Source organism: Promicromonospora noduliphila, from assembly GCF_056951025.1.
In genome coordinates this window covers 493497-510967 of record NZ_CM167806.1, presented here as the reverse complement: position 1 = coordinate 510967, position 17471 = coordinate 493497, and the positions used below count along the sequence as shown (strand labels likewise).

Below are 17471 nucleotides of genomic sequence, written 5' to 3'. Positions count from 1 at the left end.
GCTCTCTCTGATCGTCGGGGCACCGTTCGGCGTGCCCTTCCTCGCTATAGTGGAATCCTGTGGAGGCACCCCTCCGCGGAGGGGTGCCTCCACCGTAGCGGAGGGGTGCCTCCGTGTGCAATGTGATGCCACCGATGCGCCGAGCCGGCGGCGCGTGAGCACCCGAACGAGAGGATCCTTGATGGCCACCACCAAGCCCACGGCGAGCGTCCCTGCCCCGGCTTCCGCCCGTCGTCCACAGCGCGCCAGCAGTCGACAGAAGACGGATGCACTTCTCGCCGCCGCACGCGAGGTGTTCGCCCGGGACGGCATCAATGCCTCGCTCGAGGAGGTCGCGCGGCGTGCGGGCGTCGGCATCGGCACGCTCTACCGGAACTTCCCGAACCGGCAGGCTCTGCTCGAAGCCGTCTACGTGGAGGAGGTCGAGGCGCTCGCTCAGGTCGCCGAGGGCCTGACCGACCACGACCCGTGGGATGCGCTGGCCATCTGGCTGCGCCGCTTCGTCGAGTATGCGGCTACCAAGAAGGCGATCTACGAAGCGCTCAACTTCGACTCGCCGTTGCTGGCCGCCTGCATCGAGCGCATCCACCAGGCCGGTGAACCCCTGCTGGCCAACGCCCAGGAGGCGGGCCGTGCCCGGGGCGACGTGAGCTTCGAGGACGTCCGCCACCTGATCAACGGCATCGCAGGCACGAGCTTCACTGACGACGCGCAACGCGAACGCGTATTCACCGTGGCCATGGACGGCCTGGCCGGGTCCGCCGGCTCCACGACGAAGCGGTAACCGGGGACTTACGCGAGACGCTGCCTTAACAAAGCGAGACGTCGGAGCATTTCGCGTCTCACCATCCGTTCCTACGGTGACGGGGTGAAGAAGATCGTTCTCGGTGATGTCGAGCTCTCGCGGGTGGTCGAGTGGCAGGGTCCTTTCGCCACCACCGATGTCCTGTTCCCGTCCGTGCCCGGCGAGCTGTGGCGCCAGCACGAGTCCTGGCTGGCGCCCGACTTTCTGGACTCCACGACCGGTGCGTGGCAGGCAAACGTGCAGACCTGGGTGCTGCGCAGCGCGGGCCGCACCATTCTGGTGGATACCGGTCTCGGCAATGACAAGCAACGCGAGGTCGAGGTGTTCAACGGACGCGGCGGCGATTTCCTCGACCGGCTGGCGGCGGCCGGGGTGCGGCGGGAGGACGTGGATCTCGTCGTCAACACCCACCTGCACAACGACCACGTGGGGTGGAACACCCGGCTGGTCGACGGCGAGTGGGTGCCGACGTTCCCCAATGCGCGATATCTGATCAGCCGGGCCGACTTCGACTTCTGGAACCCCGTCAACGGCCACGTCCCGAGGTCTCCGTTCCAGTCCGCCTCGAACACCGGGGTCACGTTCGACGACAGCGTCCTGCCCGTCCATCAGGCCGGTCAGGCGGTGCTGTGGGAGGGCGAGAGCCACCGCATCGACGAGGACCTGGTTCTGGAGCTGGCCCCCGGTCACACGCCCGGCTCGGCGGTGCTGCGGCTGGAGTCCGGCACCGAACGAGCAGTGTTCGTCGGCGACCTCGTCCATACCCCGCTGCAGATGATCGAACCCGATCACGACACCTGCCTGAGCGAGGACCAGACCGAGGCCACCCGGTCCCGGCGTCGCGTCCTGGAGCGGGCAGCCGCGACGAACAGCCTGGTCGTGCCGGCGCACCTGGGCGGAGCGGGTGCCGCCGAAGTCGTGCGATCGAACGGGGCCGTCTCGATCAAGCGATGGGCGCCGTTCTCGGACGCCTGACGCAGTCAGGGAAGATTCGGCCATGGACGTGCTCAGCGACGCGATCGGCAGCATGCGCGTGGGGCGCCCCTGCCTGTCACTGGACGTGGCGGACCCGTCGTGGGAGAAGGAGGTGCAGACCTTCGAGGGCGCCCGGTTCTACGTGGGCACGACAGGGTGTATCCGGGTAACAACACCGGACGGGACGGCCGTCACCGTGCAGCCGGGCGACGCCGTGCTGCTCCCGCACGGGACCGCGCACACGCTCGTGAACGGCACCGACGGCACTGCCCAGTTCTTGTCCGGCGCCTACCGGCTCGAGCGGGCCCGCCCACACCCGCTGTTCCAGGACCTCCCCGATCTGGTGAGTCTTCCCGCGCGGGCGGATCGCTACCCGGGTCTCCAGGCGTCGATCGACCTGTTGCTCAGCGAACTGGGCGAACAGATGCAGGGCAGGGACCTGGTGCTGCCGGCGCTGCTCGAAGTGCTCCTCGTGCACCTGGTCCGGGCCTGCCTGATCGAACGCGCGGGGCTGCGGGCAACCGGCTGGTGCGCCGCCCTGGACGACGAGCACGTCGCGCGATCACTCCGTGCCATGCACGAACGCCCCGCCGACCCCTGGACCGTGGAGTCGCTGGGCGCGCACGCGGGCCTGTCCCGTGCCGCCTTCGCCCGCAGGTTCACCGCCCTGGTGGGGCAGCCGCCGCTCACCTATCTGACGTGGTGGCGGCTCACCATGGCGGCCCGCCTGCTCCAGACGACCGACGTCCCGCTGTCCGCCGTCGCGCAGCGCAGCGGCTACGGCTCCGCGTATGCCTTCGCCGACGCATTCAAACGCGAGTACGGGATCTCAGCCGGCCGCTACCGGCAGCAGCACCGTGCCGACCGCCAGCAGGAGAGATCGAATCCGAACTCCTGATACTGGCAGTGGTCCCCTCTCAACAGTGAGCTCGAAGTCGGACCTGCACCTTCGTCCCCGGGCGTCTTCCGAAGCCCGGACTGAGCCCACGATGCGAGTGCTGGTCCGGCTGATGCCACGCTCACCGACGCCCCCCGGGGGTCAGGGGCGTGACGGCACCGGGCGCCGGCAGGAATTGACTTCATGTCGACATGAAGTCGCAGGCTGAGCGAGGCCCGCAACCCGTGCGGGCAGCAGCTCATGGAGGACACCTGTGCACACCGGCCTTTCCGGCATGACCGCTCTGGTCACCGGCGCCACCGCGGGCATCGGACGGGCCACCGCCCTGGCCCTCGCCGACCTCGGCGCCGCCGTCGTCGTGCACGGCCGCTCCCCGGACCGCGCAGCCGATACCGTCGCGCGCATCGCGGCCCGCGGGGGCGATGCGCGCTTCGTCACCGCTGATCTGGCCGACCCCGTCGAGGTGCGGCGCCTCGCCGAGGAGTCCGGCGAGGTCGACGTCCTCGTCAACAACGCGGGGATCTTCCGGTTCTCCCCGACCTCCGACGTCGACGACGACACCTTCTCGGTACACATCGACGTCAATCTGCGCGCGCCGTTCCTGCTGGTCCAGGAGCTCGCGCCGCGGATGGCGGCGCGCGGTGCCGGCGCCGTCGTCAACGTCAGCAGCGGCTCCGCGACGGTGCCCGGCCAGGGGAACGGCATCTACGGGGCGTCGAAGGCGGCCCTGGAATCCCTGACCCGGATCTGGGCGACGGAGTACGGGCCGTCCGGGGTCCGGTTCAACGTCGTCGCCCCTGGCCCCACCCGCACCGAGGGCACTGCCGCGTTCGGTGCGGGGTTCGAGGCCTCTGCCGAGTCCGTGGCACTTCGGCGCATCGCCGAGCCCGAGGAGGTCGCCGACGTCATCGCGTTCCTCGCCACCCCCGCCGCGGGCTATGTCAATGGCGCGGTGCTGTCCGTGGGTGGCGGGATGCCTGCCATGGGCGCCTGATTCCTGGCGCCGGAGCGCGGACCGGCCCGGCACGAAGGTCTCGTGCCGGGCCGGCATCGGCCGGATTCCTACACCGGCGTGTCCCCCGGGACCTTGCGCTCCGCGACGCGGGCGCGCGCCGGCAGGCCGACGTCCCAGAACTGGATGGTCTGCAGCACCCAGAAGAGCGCGAAGATCAGCATCATCACGGTCTCGACCACGAACAGCGTCTGCGGAAAGAACTCCGGGGCGAACCGGTCGAGCAGGGCCATGGTCGCCAGACCCACCACCATCACCACCGCCATCGCGACGGCGATCCACCGGTACCAGACCCGGTACGCGGCCGCCGACATGCCGCGCAGCCGCTCCAGCGCCTGGGCGGCGACGGCAAGGTCCGAGCCGTTGATCCAGGCGACGGCGACCAGGCAGGCGAACAGCAGGACGGCCGCCGCATAGTGCGCCACCGCGAGGAAGCTGCCCGGCCACACCAGCAGCCAGACGCCGGTCGCCGCCCACGTCAGCCAGGTGAGCCACAGGTCCCAGCCCTCGCGCCGGCCCAGGTCGCGCCGCCGCGGCCAGGTCGAGAGCAGCAGCACGAGGCCGCCGACCAGGAGCAGCGTCCCGATGTTGTTGTCGACCCGCTCCGGCACGTCCAGGCAGTACGGCTCGTCGGTACACATCGCGGCGTCGAGCGGCGTCGGCACCAGTGCCACGACCACCGCGAACATGCCCGCGAAGTTGAGCAGCACCTCCTCGGCGCCGCGCCGGCCCTTGATCGCGATGAGGCACGTGCCGATGCCCACCAGCGCGCCGACGAAGATGCTCTGCACCGGCGAGTAGAAGTAGGCGCTGATCGAGGCGTGCCACCACTCCTCGCCCGAGTCCAGCCGCCCGTGGTCGGCGACGATCTGCATGGTCAGCGACACGAACAGCACCAGCACCACCGCAACGATCGCCACCCGTAGATAGCGGTAGGTCAGTAGAACCGGGTCCCCCTGCTTGATAGCCATGCGCACACCTTGGCGCAAGATGCCCAGAACGGACAATGTTGCCCCGCCATATCGTCAACACGAGGGCATGCGGCGGTCAGTCCGCGGCGGTGAACCGCTCCTCGACGTCGGCCAGCACGGGCTGCACGTTGCGCAGCACCAGGGCGAGCCACACCACCGCGAGCAGGCCAAACACCGCCTCCGTGGTCAGCGCCACCACCCCGGCACCGAGCACCAGCAGCGAGAGCGTGCCGAGGGTGACGAGCGGCCGCGCGCCCAGGTAGTGCGCGGCGAGCCGCGCGGCGTCCCGGGTCCTGAACCCGAAGAACGACACGATGACCAGCGCATTCACCATCCACAGGGCGACGCCGCCCGCCACGACGACCAGCACCCCCGCGTACCAGCCGGGCACGCCGCCCGCACCCACGTTCGCCAGCCCGAGCAGGATGACGACGCCCGCGACGAGCCCGGGCACCCACACCTTCAGGGCGTCGGCCCAGTTCAGCCGGTACCCGCGCCAGAACGACGACGCCGGGGCGAGTCCCTCCGCCTTGGTCCGGTCCCGAAGCGCGAACAGCCCCGCCGACACCGCCGGCCCCACCGGCAGCAGGCACAGCGCGAACAGCGGGGCGTTGCCCGGCGTCCGCTCCAGCAGGAGCGACGCCACGGCCCCCGGCAGGACGGCGACCACCAGCAGCACCTCGACGATCAGGTACCAGTAGACGACGGCGGTCGCGCGGCCGAGGACGCCGTCCCCGAACTCGCGCCGCACGCCGCCGTCCTGGCCGCGCTCGCCGGAGCTCACGCCGGGCCTCCTGGTCCGTTCGTTGCCGAGGCGCCTGCCGAGGCATCTGCTGCCGAGGCACCCGGCGCTGGGCGACCCGCCCCCAGTGCGCCCGCCGCCAGAACGCCCGCCGCCGGAGCGCCCTCGTCCACCGCACCCTCGTCCACCGCGTCCTCCCGGAGCAGGATCACATCGGTCGGGTCCAGCCGGAGCACCTCGCCCCGGTGCACGGTCCGGCCGGTCAGCAGGTCGACGCCGGAGGCGTGCGCCGTGACCTCCACCGGCTCGGTCGCGTGCGACAGCAGGAACGCGAACCGCACGCCGTCCTTGGACCGCACGGCAAGCTCGACGTCGTGCGCGTCGGCGTAAGGACCGACGAGCCCGTGCCGGTCGAGCACGCGGCGCACCACCCAGTCCACCCCGGTGTCGTCCAGGCCGGTCGCGACGTACCAGGCCTCGCCGTCGGACCCCTGCGGCCGGTGACGCGTCACCGCGGGCGTGCCCGCGTAGAACTCGGCGCCGTAGGTGCCGACCACCTCGGCGCCCTCCGGCACCAGGACCTCGAACACGAGCTCCGCCGCGGAGACCAGCCCGGCCGCCGGCTCCGCGCCGTCCGAGGCCCCGCCGTCCGGCAGCCGGAGCGTCACGGGATTGACGACCCCCGGCTCGGCCGAGTCCGTCTCCTCGACCCGGACACCGAACAGCGGCGCCAAGGGCCCGGGGGCGTCCATGAGGTACGCGTTGGCGTCCTCGTCCACGCGCCCCGACCAGAACGACGCGAGCACCGACCCGCCACGCTCCGCCACGGCCTTGAGACGGTCGGCCACAGCACCCTTGGGGACGTGCAGCATCGGCGCCACGACGACGTCGTGCCGAGCCAGGTCCGCCGTCACGGGCACGACGTCGACCTGGACGCCCGCCTGCCACAGCGCGCGGTAGTACGTCAGCACGGTGTCCACGTACCGGGCGTGCCGGTTGAGGCCGTCCGTCATCTCGGCGGCCCACCAGGAGTCCCAGTCGAACAGGAGCGCGACCCGGGCGGGGGTCCGGGCGCCGAGCACCGCGTCCCCGAGCCCGGCCAGCTCCGCGCCCAGCGCCGCGACCTCGCGGAACGAGCGCGTGTCCGTCCGCCCGGCGTGGTCGAGCACGGCGCCGTGGTACTTCTCCGAGGCGCCCCGGGACTGCCGCATCTGGAAGTACAGGACGGCGTCGGCCCCGTGTGCGACCGCCTGCCAGGACCACAGCCGCAGCACACCCGGCCGCTTCACCGGGTTCACGTCCCGGGAGGCGGTGATGGTCGGCGTCTGCTCCATGACCCAGAACGGTGCGCCGTCCTTGAGGCCGCGCATCAGGTCGTGGGCGAGCGCCATGCGGGCGTGCTCGCGCGGGCCGGGCGGGTAGTTGTCCCAGGACGCGAAGTCCAGGTCGGCGGCCCAGCGGTGGTAGTCGATGGGCCGGAACAAGCCCATGAAGTTGGTCGTCACGGGCGTGGTCGCGTCGTGCTCGCGGATGCGCGCCTTCTCGTCGCGGTAGTTGCGCAGCATCGCGTCCGACATGAACCGCCGGTAGTCGAGCGTGATGCCCTGGAACGCGGTGTGGTCCGGCCCGCGCCAGTGCTCGCTGAGCATGTTGGGCGGCACGATCTGCGCCCAGTCGGTGAACGTGTGCGACCAGAACGTCGCGTTCCACGCCTCGTTGAGCCGGTCCAGCGTGCCGTACCGCTCGCGCAGCCAGTCCCGGAAGCCCGCCGCGCACAGATCGCACCAGCAGCCGCCGTCGAACCCGCCGTACTCGTTGCCCACGTGCCACGCGACCAGGCCGGGCGTGCCGGCGTAGCGCTCGGCGATCCGCCCCGCCAGCTCCGCCGACAGCCGCCGGTAGACGGGCGAGCTCGGGCACGCGTTGTGCCGCTGCCCGTACCCGTGCCGCCTGCCCTGGAAGTCGGTGCGCTCCACCTCCGGATGCCGGTGCGCAAGCCACGGCGGCAGCGCGCCCGTCGACGTCGCCAGCACGATGTCCCGGCCGCCCGCGACCGCGCGCGCCACGATCTCGTCGAGCAGCGCGAAGTCGTACGTGCCCTCGTCGGGCTGCAGCGTGGCCCAGGAGAAGACGTTGAGCGTGAGCGTGTCGATCGAGGCCAGGTCGAACGCCGCGTAGTCCTGCTCCCAGACGTCCCGCGGCCACTGCTCGGGGTTGTAGTCGCCGCCGTACCGGATCTTGGGATCGGTCACGCGTCGCCCCGCCCCAGGATCCGCGCATCGTCGAGCCACGCGGGAGTCTCGTCGCGCACCGGGTCGAGGGTCACCAGCGTCACGCCGTGCCGCCCGATCGTCAGGTCGAGCTCCACCCGCCCGCCGTCCGCCGTCGGGACGACGGGGAGCGAGAACGCGCGCCGGGCGGGCTCGCTCGCCTCGTGCAGCGCATCGACCTGTCTGCCCGACGGCGAGGCGGGCCGCCCCATCTCCCGCCATGCCGCCCAGGCGTTCCCCGCGGTCTCGTCGACGTCGTACCGCATGCCGAACACCCGCGACGGGCCGGAAGTTCGCACCGCCCCGGTGCCCGGCAGCACGGGAAGGCTGAGCCGCAGCTCGTGCCGGTCAGGCTCGGCCGGGTCCTCCGTTCCGCCCACCGGCTGCCAGGCGAGCACGGTGACCTGCCCCGTCGCGGGATGGCGGGTGACCAGGTGGTCGGCGCCGCGGGCGAGCACCTCCTGCCCCATCCGCGCCAGGAACGTGTACAGGTGGAACGTCGGCTTGCGCACCTGCCGGTGGGCCAGCATGCCGAACCCGCCGTGGAAGAACGATGCCGGCACGCCCTCCTCCTCGAAGACGTCGCTGAACGTCCAGTAGGAGAACGAGTCGGCGTGCTGGCCGCCGGCCGCGAGGACCGGGGCGAGGTAGGCGGCGTTGTACGCGGTGTCGTGCACGGGGTTGTCGGGCCGGTAGCTCGTGTTGAACTCCGTGATGTGCAGCGGCCGGTCCGCGAGCGCCGTCCCGGCGAGGAGCTTGCGGGGCGCCGCGAACTGGTCGAGCAGGTACTGCGGGCGGTGCATCGCCTGGTAGGTGCCGAACGGCACGTGCTGAGCGGGACCTGAGCTGTAGGCGTGCACGGAGACGAAGTCGGCGGGCAGGTCGCGCGCGGCGACGAACTCGGCGAAGGGCTCCCACCAGTCGTCCGCGCCAGGGGAGATGGCCGGTCCGCCCACCTGGAGCTCGGCGTCGACCTCCTTGACCGCCCGCGCGGACGCCTCGTAGAGGCGGAAGTAGGCCTCCTGGTCCGCGTCCTTCCAGAACACCGTGAGGTTGGGCTCGTTCCACACCTCGACGGGCCAGGTCCGCACCTCGGCGAGGCCGTACCGGTCGATGAGGTGCCGCAGCAGGGCGCGCACCAGGTCCGCCCACTCGGCGTGGTCGCGCGGCGGGGTCACGTTGCCGAGCCACCAGAACACGGTCTGGTCCCCGGAGGCGAGCCCCTTCGGCATGAACCCGAGCTCGAGGAACGGCTTGATCCCCAGGTCCAGGTAGGCGTCGACCACCTGGTCCATGTAGGTGAACACGTAGACGGTACCCCGGTGTCCCCCGGCGTCGTACGGGCGGTGGACGGCGACGTCGTCATGCAGCAGGCCGTGCCCCCGGATGTACCGGAAGCCGATCTCCCGCTGTGCCAGGGCCAGGGAGTCCTGGTAGTCGCGCCGCAGCGCGAGGCTGAACCGCCCCGTGCCCACGCACGTCCGCCACGCGTCCCCGAGCACCCCGCTGCCCGCACCTGGAACAAAGACCCGGTCCACAACACTCCTCTGCCTCGTCGGGCGCGGGATTGTCGCCCTCCGGGTACGCGGAGAGCGACAATCCCGCACTCGACCGATGGTTACTCGGTGACGCCCGCTGCGTCGTTCACGGTGTCGACGTAGGTGGACATGCCCGCCGCCTCGAGCTCTGCGACGTACGCGTCCCACTCGTCGAGCGGCCGGTCGCCCAGGATGAACTGGGACGTCGCGGTCATGACGAGGTCCTGCAGGTTGGTCTGCACCAGCGAGGCCTCCTCGCGCTGCATCTGGTCCATGGCGATGCCCGGGCCGTTCTCCGCGACGTCCTTCTGGTTCATCTCGTCGAGGAACTCCTGCACCTCGGGCGTGAGCGTGGACTTGACCAGGTCGGCCGTCGAGCCGTGGGCCAGCGTCCAGACGCCGTTGTAGTAGCCGTAGTCGGTGTTCAGGAACTTCGAGGCGCCCGGGTTGAGGCCGCCCCAGTCGACGTCGTCGGCCAGCTTGCGGGTGCCGTCGGCGTCCTTGGTGTAGGTCTCGCCCTCGACGCCCCACTTGGCGAACTCCAGGCCCTCGTCGGAGTAGTAGAGCCAGTCGACGAACTGCAGCATCGCCACGAAGTCGTCCCGCTCGGCGGCGCTCGACGAGATGGCGATGCCGGACTCGAACTGGCCGCCCGTCGTGGCGTCCATGATGTTGCCCGCCGGGCCGGCGGGGACCACTATGTGCTTCACCCTGGCCTCGTCGTTGCCGGCCTCCTCGAAGCCGGTGCGGTACACGACGGCCTCCTGGTCGTTCGACCCGATGGCGGCCACCTTGCTGGTGGTGAACTTCGCCTTGGCCGGGTCGTCCTCCTGGGTGAGCCCCTCCGGGTCGAGCAGGCCGCGCTCCACCAGGTCGGCGAAGTAGGTGATGAGCTCGCGGTAGCCCTCGGACGCGCCCGTGTACTCGTACTCCGAGCCGTTCCAGGTCACGCCGTCACCGTAGCCCCAGCCGGCCTCGGTACCGAAGTTGCCCGCGGCGGCCTGGAGGGTGGCCTCCATCGGCCCGTTGATGGACCAGCGCTCGGTGTACGGGTAGTCCAGCTCGGGGTGCTCCTCCTTGATGACCTCGAGCTGGTCGGCGAACTCGTCCCAGGTCTTGGGGTCCTCCAGGCCGGCGTCCTCCCACCAGTCCTCGCGGATGGCGATGGAGTAGCCGGGCTTCGGGTTCTCGTGCAGGCCCGGCAGCACGTAGAACTTGCCGTCCGCCTGGCGCAGCCGGTCCAGGTCCTCCTGCAGCCCCCACTTCTCGACCTTGTCCTGGAAGTTCGGCAGGTAGTCGAGGTAGTCAGAGACCGGCAGCAGGGCGCCGCCCGAGGTGAGCGTCTCGACGTCGGCCGCGTAGGTGGACGGGATGAGGTCGGCCGCGTCGCCCGAGCTGATCAGGAGCGACCGCTTCTGCTCCCAGTCGGCCAGCGGCACCGACTGGATGTCGAAGGTGACGTTGTGCTCCTCCTCCAGGCGCTTCAGGATCGACCAGTCGTTCTTGAGCGGGTAGTTCGGGTGGTCGCGGTACATGAGCCCGAATTCGAGCGGCTCGGTCGCCTTGAAGGTGGTGCCGACGCCGTAGTCCTCCATGGCGCCGGTCGTCTGGTCGGCGACGTCGACGGTCTCGCCGTCGTCGCCGCCGGACGAGCACGCGGTGAGCGCGAGTCCGAGCGCGGCGACGACGGTCGCCGCGACGGCCTTTCTACGGGTGATCCTCATGGTTCTCCTCCGGGGGATGAACGTCGTCGTTCGACGGCGGATGGGGTCGAGGGGTGTCCGGTGCGCCTCAGCCCTTGACGGAGCCGAGCATCACGCCGGACACGAAGTACCTCTGCACGAACGGGTAGAGGCACACGATGGGCAGGGCGGTGAGCAGCATGGTCACGGCCTTGACGTTGGCGCCGATCTGGACGGCGATGTCGCTCAGCCCCTCGCCCGTGCCGGTGGCGCCGGCGATGATGTTCCGCAGGAACACGGTCACCGGGTACAGCTCCGGATCGTCCATGTACAGGAACGCGGGGAACCACGAGTTCCAGAACCAGACCGCGTAGAACAGCACCATCGTGGCGAGCACCGCCTTGCTGAGCGGCAGGACGACGCGGAAGAAGATGCCGTAGGTGGTGAGGCCGTCGATGGCGGCGGCCTCCTCGAGCTCCGTCGGGAAGTTCTCGAAGAACGACTTCATGACCAGCAGGTTGAAGACGTTGATCGCCTGCGGGACGACGATGGCCCAGATGGTGTTCTTGAAGCCGAGCTCGCTGACCAGGATGTAGTTCGGGATGAGGCCGCCGGTGAAGAACATGGTGAAGACCGCGAAGCCGATCAGCAGCATGCGGCCCTTCAGGTACTTCTTCGACAGCACGTAGGCGAAGGTCGTGGTCAGCGCCATCGCGATGGCGGTGCCCACCACGGTGTAGACCACCGTGTTCAGGTAGTTGCGCCAGAACAGGTCCTGCTCCAGCACCGACATGAGCGTGGTGGTGTTGAAGCCGATGGGCCAGACCGTGACGTCGCCGCTGCGGATCGCGGCCTCCGAGCTGAACGCCCGCGCCGCCAGGTTGAGGAACGGGTACAGCGTGACGGCGGCCACCAGCACCAGGATCGTGGCGTTGACCCATCGGAACACCGTGTAGCCGGGCGTGTCCTTGACGGTGGTGGTCTCCGGGCGGGGCCGGGACAGGTCGGGGACGGTGCTGCCGACGGGCTCGACGGTCGGGACGGTGTTCACCACAGGGAGCTCCCGGTGACTCGGCGCGAGATCGCGTTGGCGGAGAAGACGAGGACCAGGCCGATCACGGCCTCGAACAGGCCGATCGCCGTCGCGTAGCTGAGCTGCCCCGAGGTGAGGCCGACGCGGTAGATGTACGTGGAGATCACGTCCGCCGTCGGCTGCGTCAGGGTGTTGTACAGCAGGAAGATCTTCTCGAAGCCCACCTGCATGAACTGGCCGATGTTCAGGATGAGCAGCACCATCATCGTGGGCCGGATGCCGGGCAGCGTGACGTGCCACGTCTGCTGCCAGCGGTTGGCGCCGTCGATCCGGGCGGCCTCGTAGAGCTGCGCGTCGATGGTGGTCAGCGCGGCGAGGTACAGGATCGTGCCCCAGCCCACGGTCTGCCAGATCTCCGACGACACGTAGATGGTGCGGAACCAGTCCGCCCGCTGCATGAACGAGATCGGGTCGCCGCCGAACAGCTCGACGAGCCGGTTCACCGTGCCGTCGAGGGCCGTCAGCTCGAACACGAAGCCGGCGACGATCACGATGGACATGAAGTGCGGCAGGTAGCTGACCGTCTGCACGAACCGCTTGAACAGCCGCGACCGGAGCTCGTTGAGCAGCAGGGCCAGGATGATCGGCAGCGGGAACACGATCACCAGCGTCAGCGCGCCGATGATCACCGTGTTCTGGAACGCCTGCCAGAACGCCTGGTCCTGGATGAACCGCTCGATGTAGTAGAACCCGACCCACTCCTCGCCGAAGATCGAGCCGCCCGGCACGAACCGGCGGAAGGCGATGATGTTGCCGGCCATGGGCAGGTAGCGGAACACCAGGAACCACAGGACCGGCAGGATCGCGAGGGTGTACAGGCGCCAGTGCTTGCGCAGGGCCAGGCCCCACGTCTCTTTGCCGCGCAGCTCTGTGGCCATCCCCACCTCGTTGTGGAACGTTTTCGAAACTATCGGCGTCCGTGCCGACAGTGCTTGTCGTCTGGGACAGTAGGGTGGGTGACATCTGATCGTCAAGGCGGTCCCATCACCTGGTGGGTCACGATCTCGCTACGGTGTACCTTCGGTTCGAAAGTTCCGACACGACGAGCGAAAGGCGGACGGTATGAGCGACGTGCGCCCGGTCCCCACCATCGCGTCGATCGCGAGCGAGCTCGGCGTGTCGGTACCGACCGTGTCCAAGGTGCTCAACGGCCGGGCCGACGTCGCGCCCGCCACGCGCGACCGGGTCGAGGCGGCCCTCGAGAAGCACCAGTACCGACGGCGCAGGCTCGCGACGGCACCGCCGGGCACCGGCCTGATCGACCTCGTCTTCCACCGCCTGGGCTCCGGCTGGTCCATGGAGATCATCCGCGGCGTCGAGGCGGCGGCCGCCGAGTCGCGCACCAGCGTGATCCTGTCCGAGCTGGGCGGCGAGCACCGGCCGCCCGCCAGGTGGCTCGACACCACCATCGCGCGGCCGCCGCTAGGCGTGCTGCTGGTGGCCGCGAACCTGTCGGAGGCGCAGCACCAGCAGCTCGACCGGCGCAGCATCCCGTACGTGGTGATCGACACCGACGGCGAGCCGCCCGCCGACGTCGCCTCGGTGGGCTCAGACAACTGGAACGGCGGGCTGCAGGCCACGCGGCACCTGCTCGCCCTGGGGCACCGCCGCATCGCGATGATCACCGGGCCGTGGAACATGCTGTGCAGCCGCGCGCGCGTGGACGGGTTCCGGTCGGCGCACGAGGAGGTGGGCGCCGCCGTCGACCCTGCGCTGGTGCGCGAGGGCAACTTTTACGTCGAGGCGGGCTTCGACCAGGGCCTGGACCTGCTGACCCTGCCCGACCGGCCGACGGCGGTGTTCGCCGGCTCCGACATGCAGGCCCTCGGCCTGCTCCGGGCCGCGCACCAGCTCGGCCTGCGCGTGCCGGAGGACGTGTCGGTGGTGGGCTACGACGACCTGCCGCTGGCGTCCTGGGTGGGCCCACCCCTCACGACCGTGCGGCAGCCGCTCGCCGAGATGGGAGCGGCCGCCACCCAGATCCTGCTCGACATCGCGCGCGGCCGGGCCCCGAAGGTGCGCCGGCTCAACCTCGCGACCGAGCTGGTGGTACGGGACTCGACGGCGCCGCTGCGGTGACCGGCTCGACGGTGCGGTGACCGGCGGCGCCGCTGTGGCGGCCAGTGGCCAGGCTCGACGGTGCAGTGACCGGCGGCCGGGCTCGGCGGTGCGCCGCCGAACCCGATGCGGCTCAGACCGAGCGGGCGTGCGCCACGAGCCGGTCGAACGCCGCGTCCAGCCCGGCGTCCACCACCTGCGCCTCCGGGTGGGCGTCGAACCAGGACATCTGCTCCTCGGCGCCGACGTCGTACGTGATGGTGGTGCCGAACTCGGGCACCAGCGTGCGCACCTTGGAGCTGTCGAAGACCATCGAGTGCGCCTTGTCACCCACCAGGCCCGGGCCGACGTCGGGCAGCACGCGGGCGATCGTCTCGGACGCCACGTGCACCAGGTCGGGGCTGCGCACGCCGGCGGCCTCGGCCAGCCACATGTAGATCTGGTCCCAGGTCGGCGCGTGCGTGCCGGTGATGTGGAAGGCCTCGCCCACGGCGAGCGGGTGGCCGAGCAGCCCGACGAATCCCACGGCGAAGTCCTCGGTGTGCGTCAGCGTCCACAGCGAGGTGCCGTCGCCGTGCACGACGACCGGCTTGCCCGCGCGCAGGCGGGCCACGTCGGTCCAGCCGCCCGACGTCGGCAGCAGCGTGCGGTCGTACGTGTGCGACGGCCGCACGATGGTCATCGGGAACCCGTTCTCCCGGTATTCGCGGACCAGCAGGTCCTCGCACGCGATCTTGTCGCGCGAGTACTGCCAGAACGGGTTGCGCAGCGGCGTCGACTCCCGGACGGGCAGCCGCGCGGGCGGCGTCTGGTACGCCGAGGCCGACGAGATGAACACGTACTGCCCCGTCCGCCCGGCGAACTGCGCGACGTCGCGCGCCACGTGCTCCGGGCCGAACGCCCGGAACTGGGCCACGACGTCGAACTCCCGGCCGCCCAGGGCAGCGGCGACGGCGTCGGCGTCGTTCGCGTCGGCGACGAGCGTCTCGACGTCCGCCGGGACGGGGCGGGTCGAGGATCTGCCTCGGTTGAGGACCGTCACCCGGTGCCCGAGCCGCGCGGCCCGCGCCACCGAGGCGTGGCTGATGATTCCGCTTCCACCGACGAACAGAATGCTCTTGGACGACATGCCGCCAATCCTTGCAGGTCAGTCGGCTCCCGGCTGGACGTCGGGCCACAAGTTCGCCCGGGCATCCTTGGAGCCGGACCGCGGGTTAATCGTCGGTGGTTGCGCCCAACCTAAGGCTGATCGTTGGTGACTGCGCCGAACCGAAGGTTGACCGCCGGTGGCGGTGCCGAACCGAAGGTTGACCGCCGGTGGCGGTGCCGAACCGAAGGTTGGTCACCTGTTCCTGCGCCGAGCCGCAACTTGTGGGTCCTCGAACGCCCGCGCCGACGAGTTTCTTGCGGCTCGACGCCAGTGACCACGCCCGCGACGACGATCAAGTCAACGTTGGACGCGCGCGCTGCCGCCGCCGGCCAGCTTGGCGACCTCGGCGAGCGTGACCATCGTGGTGTCGCCCGGCGTCGTCATGGCCAGGGCGCCGTGCGCCGCACCGTACTCGACGGCCTCCTGGAGCGAGCCGAGCTCCATGAGCCCGTACGCCAGCCCGGAGGCGAACGAGTCGCCGCCGCCCACGCGGTCGAAGATCTCCAGGTCGGCGCGGTGCGTGGCCTCGGCGAAGCCCTCCTCGCGCGACCAGGCGACGGCACCCCAGTCGTTGCGCGACGCCGACCGCACCCCGCGCAGCGTCGTCGCGATCACCTGGAAGTTCGGGTACGCCTCCGACGCCGTCTTGATCATCGCGCGGAACGCGCCGGTGTCCAGGTCGGTGAGGTTCTCGTCCACCCCCTCGACCTCGAAGCCGAGCGAGGCGGTGAAGTCCTCCTCGTTGCCGATCATCACGTCGACGTGCCGGGCGAGCCGCTGGTTGACCTCCCGCGCCCGCTCCTCGCCGCCGATGCCCTTCCACAGCGAGGGCCGGTAGTTCAGGTCGTAGGACACGACCGTGCCGTGCCGGCGGGCGGCGGCCATCGCGGCCTCGGCGACGTCGGCGGTCGACTCCGACAGGGCGGCGAAGATGCCACCCGTGTGCAGCCAGCGCACCCCGCGGGAGAACAGCGCGTCCCAGTCGACGTCGTCCGGCTTCATCTGCGCGGCGGCGGTGTGGCCGCGGTCGCTCACGCCCACCGCGCCCCGCACGCCGAAGCCGCGCTCGGTGAAGTTGAGGCCGTTGCGCACCTCGCGGCCGATCCCGTCGTACGGCACCCACCGCACGTACTGCGTGTCGAGGCCGCCGGTCAGCATGAAGTCCTCGACCAGGCGGCCGATCTCGTTGTCGGCGAGCGCCGTGACGATCGCGCCGCGCAGGCCGAAGCACCGCCGCAGGCCGCGGGCCACGTTGTACTCGCCGCCGCCCTCCCACACGTCGAAGCGCCGGGCGGTGCGCACGCGGCGGTCACCCGGGTCGAGGCGGAGCATCACCTCGCCGAGGGCGACGACGTCGTACGCGCACTCGGCGGCGGGGCGGATGGTGAGCGAGCTCATCGGGCTTCCTCCTGGGTGGATGCGGACTGGGACGCCGTGGGCGTGGCCGTCGGCTGGGCCGCTGTGGGCGTGGGCTCTGTGGGCGCGGGCGCTGGCGTGGACTCGGCCGCCGTGGGCGTCGGCGCGGCAGTCCCGGTGGCGGGCTGAGCCGTCGTGGGCTGAGCCGCTGCGCCCGTCGCGGGCTGAGCCGCTCCGGCCGACGCGAGCTGGGACACGAGCCCCACGGCCTCACGGGTGCGGGTGGTGATCTCGGCCCAGTCGCCCGCTGTGACCAGCTTGCGGTCGACCATCCATGACCCGCCGACGGCCAGCACGGGCTTCAGGGCCAGGTAGTCGCCGAGGTTAGCGGCGCTGACGCCGCCCGTCGGCACGAACCGCACGCCGGGGAAGGGCGCGGAGAACGCCTTGATCGCGGCGGGCCCGCCGACGACGGACGCCGGGAACAGCTTGACGACGTCGATCCCCAGGTCGAGCGCGGCCATGATCTCCGAGGGCGTGGCGACGCCGGGCAGCACAGGGACGCCGTGCTCCTGCGCCCGCCGCACGACGGCGGCCGACAGCCCGGGGGAGACGATGTAGCGGGCGCCGGCCGCGACAACGTCGTCCACCTGCCGCACCGTGGTGACGGTGCCCGCGCCGACCACGACGTCGGGCTGGTTCTCGGCGACGGCGCGGATGGCGTCGAGGCCGCCCGCGAGCCGCAGCGTGATCTCGGCGACGGGCAGGCCGCCCGCGACGAGCGCGTCCGCCAGGCGGGCGCCCTCATCGGCGCCGTCCACCACGACGACCGGCACGAGCCGGTGCGCGGCGAGGGTGTCGAGGACTGTGCTGTCCGCGGATGACATCGGGCTCCTTCGGTTAGGATACGTTCCGCTATGG

General features: G+C 70.8%; 15 protein-coding genes. 5 read left to right on the top strand and 10 right to left on the bottom strand.

Annotated features, from left to right (window positions below):
- The first annotated feature begins 181 nt into the window (after nt 1-181).
- The 4 genes from AC0QU1_RS02180 (at nt 182) to AC0QU1_RS02165 (ending at nt 3672) form a co-directional block, all read left to right on the top strand.
- Complete coding sequence (locus AC0QU1_RS02180) at nt 182-784, top strand: TetR/AcrR family transcriptional regulator (RefSeq protein WP_483574021.1); 603 nt, start codon at nt 182-184, stop codon at nt 782-784.
- Nucleotides 785-868: 84 nt separating this feature from the next.
- Nucleotides 869-1780 carry an MBL fold metallo-hydrolase gene (locus tag AC0QU1_RS02175; RefSeq protein ID WP_483574020.1) on the top strand — a complete coding sequence of 304 codons (912 nt, stop codon included), beginning with the start codon at nt 869-871 and terminating at the stop codon, nt 1778-1780.
- Nucleotides 1781-1802: 22 nt separating this feature from the next.
- The gene (locus tag AC0QU1_RS02170; protein WP_483574019.1) at nt 1803-2678 is read left to right on the top strand and encodes a cupin domain-containing protein; all 876 of its coding nucleotides are present in this window, start codon (nt 1803-1805) and stop codon (nt 2676-2678) included.
- Nucleotides 2679-2952: 274 nt separating this feature from the next.
- Nucleotides 2953-3672 (top strand): SDR family NAD(P)-dependent oxidoreductase, encoded by a 720-nt coding sequence (locus tag AC0QU1_RS02165; RefSeq protein ID WP_483574018.1) that lies wholly within the window; start codon nt 2953-2955, stop codon nt 3670-3672.
- A 68-nt stretch (nt 3673-3740) separates the two neighbouring features.
- Here the strand turns inward: AC0QU1_RS02165 and AC0QU1_RS02160 are convergent, their stop codons facing one another.
- The 7 genes from AC0QU1_RS02160 to AC0QU1_RS02130 all read right to left on the bottom strand — a co-directional run bounded on the left by AC0QU1_RS02160 (nt 3741) and on the right by AC0QU1_RS02130 (nt 12864).
- On the bottom strand, nt 3741-4661 hold the full coding sequence (locus tag AC0QU1_RS02160; protein WP_483574017.1) for a hypothetical protein: 921 nt from the start codon (nt 4659-4661) through the stop codon (nt 3741-3743).
- Nucleotides 4662-4737: 76 nt separating this feature from the next.
- Nucleotides 4738-5445 carry a DUF624 domain-containing protein gene (locus AC0QU1_RS02155; protein WP_483574016.1) on the bottom strand — a complete coding sequence of 236 codons (708 nt, stop codon included), beginning with the start codon at nt 5443-5445 and terminating at the stop codon, nt 4738-4740.
- Nucleotides 5442-7655, bottom strand: a complete 2214-nt coding sequence (locus AC0QU1_RS02150; protein ID WP_483574015.1) for a beta-galactosidase — start codon at nt 7653-7655, stop codon at nt 5442-5444. Before AC0QU1_RS02150 ends, AC0QU1_RS02155 begins: the two co-directional genes overlap by 4 nt.
- The gene (locus AC0QU1_RS02145) at nt 7652-9211 is read right to left on the bottom strand and encodes a GH39 family glycosyl hydrolase (RefSeq protein ID WP_483574014.1); all 1560 of its coding nucleotides are present in this window, start codon (nt 9209-9211) and stop codon (nt 7652-7654) included. Before AC0QU1_RS02145 ends, AC0QU1_RS02150 begins: the two co-directional genes overlap by 4 nt.
- A gap of 80 nt (nt 9212-9291) precedes the next feature.
- Nucleotides 9292-10935 (bottom strand): ABC transporter substrate-binding protein, encoded by a 1644-nt coding sequence (locus AC0QU1_RS02140; protein WP_483574013.1) that lies wholly within the window; start codon nt 10933-10935, stop codon nt 9292-9294.
- A 67-nt stretch (nt 10936-11002) separates the two neighbouring features.
- Nucleotides 11003-11947 (bottom strand): carbohydrate ABC transporter permease, encoded by a 945-nt coding sequence (locus tag AC0QU1_RS02135; protein ID WP_483574012.1) that lies wholly within the window; start codon nt 11945-11947, stop codon nt 11003-11005.
- Nucleotides 11941-12864, bottom strand: a complete 924-nt coding sequence (locus tag AC0QU1_RS02130; RefSeq protein ID WP_483574011.1) for an ABC transporter permease — start codon at nt 12862-12864, stop codon at nt 11941-11943. Before AC0QU1_RS02130 ends, AC0QU1_RS02135 begins: the two co-directional genes overlap by 7 nt.
- A 184-nt stretch (nt 12865-13048) precedes the next feature.
- On the opposite strand from AC0QU1_RS02130, the gene AC0QU1_RS02125 reads away from it, so the two are divergent.
- A complete protein-coding gene (locus tag AC0QU1_RS02125; protein ID WP_483574010.1) occupies nt 13049-14065 on the top strand; it encodes a LacI family DNA-binding transcriptional regulator in 1017 nt (338 codons plus the stop codon).
- A 112-nt stretch (nt 14066-14177) separates the two neighbouring features.
- Here AC0QU1_RS02125 and AC0QU1_RS02120 read toward each other — a convergent pair whose 3' ends face one another.
- The 3 genes from AC0QU1_RS02120 to eda form a co-directional block, all read right to left on the bottom strand.
- Entirely contained in the window at nt 14178-15173 is a 996-nt protein-coding gene (locus AC0QU1_RS02120; RefSeq protein ID WP_483574009.1) for an NAD-dependent epimerase/dehydratase family protein, read from the bottom strand.
- A 318-nt stretch (nt 15174-15491) separates the two neighbouring features.
- On the bottom strand, nt 15492-16592 hold the full coding sequence (locus AC0QU1_RS02115; protein WP_483574008.1) for a sugar kinase: 1101 nt from the start codon (nt 16590-16592) through the stop codon (nt 15492-15494).
- Nucleotides 16589-17437 (bottom strand): bifunctional 4-hydroxy-2-oxoglutarate aldolase/2-dehydro-3-deoxy-phosphogluconate aldolase, encoded by an 849-nt coding sequence (gene eda / locus AC0QU1_RS02110; protein ID WP_483574007.1) that lies wholly within the window; start codon nt 17435-17437, stop codon nt 16589-16591. Before eda ends, AC0QU1_RS02115 begins: the two co-directional genes overlap by 4 nt.
- Nucleotides 17438-17471: the final 34 nt, after the last annotated feature.

What these genes read in the sequence shown, in the direction of transcription:
- AC0QU1_RS02180 (WP_483574021.1), top strand. Translation starts at nt 182, where the DNA reads ATGGCCACCACCAAGCCCACGGCGAGCGTCCCTGCCCCGGCTTCCGCC.
- AC0QU1_RS02170 (WP_483574019.1), top strand. Translation starts at nt 1,803, where the DNA reads ATGGACGTGCTCAGCGACGCGATCGGCAGCATGCGCGTGGGGCGCCCC.
- eda (WP_483574007.1), bottom strand. Translation starts at nt 17,437, where the DNA reads ATGTCATCCGCGGACAGCACAGTCCTCGACACCCTCGCCGCGCACCGG.
- AC0QU1_RS02120 (WP_483574009.1), bottom strand. Translation starts at nt 15,173, where the DNA reads ATGTCGTCCAAGAGCATTCTGTTCGTCGGTGGAAGCGGAATCATCAGC.
- AC0QU1_RS02130 (WP_483574011.1), bottom strand. Translation starts at nt 12,864, where the DNA reads ATGGCCACAGAGCTGCGCGGCAAAGAGACGTGGGGCCTGGCCCTGCGC.
- AC0QU1_RS02165 (WP_483574018.1), top strand. Translation starts at nt 2,953, where the DNA reads ATGACCGCTCTGGTCACCGGCGCCACCGCGGGCATCGGACGGGCCACC.
- AC0QU1_RS02160 (WP_483574017.1), bottom strand. Translation starts at nt 4,661, where the DNA reads ATGGCTATCAAGCAGGGGGACCCGGTTCTACTGACCTACCGCTATCTA.
- AC0QU1_RS02115 (WP_483574008.1), bottom strand. Translation starts at nt 16,592, where the DNA reads ATGAGCTCGCTCACCATCCGCCCCGCCGCCGAGTGCGCGTACGACGTC.
- AC0QU1_RS02125 (WP_483574010.1), top strand. Translation starts at nt 13,049, where the DNA reads ATGAGCGACGTGCGCCCGGTCCCCACCATCGCGTCGATCGCGAGCGAG.
- AC0QU1_RS02140 (WP_483574013.1), bottom strand. Translation starts at nt 10,935, where the DNA reads ATGAGGATCACCCGTAGAAAGGCCGTCGCGGCGACCGTCGTCGCCGCG.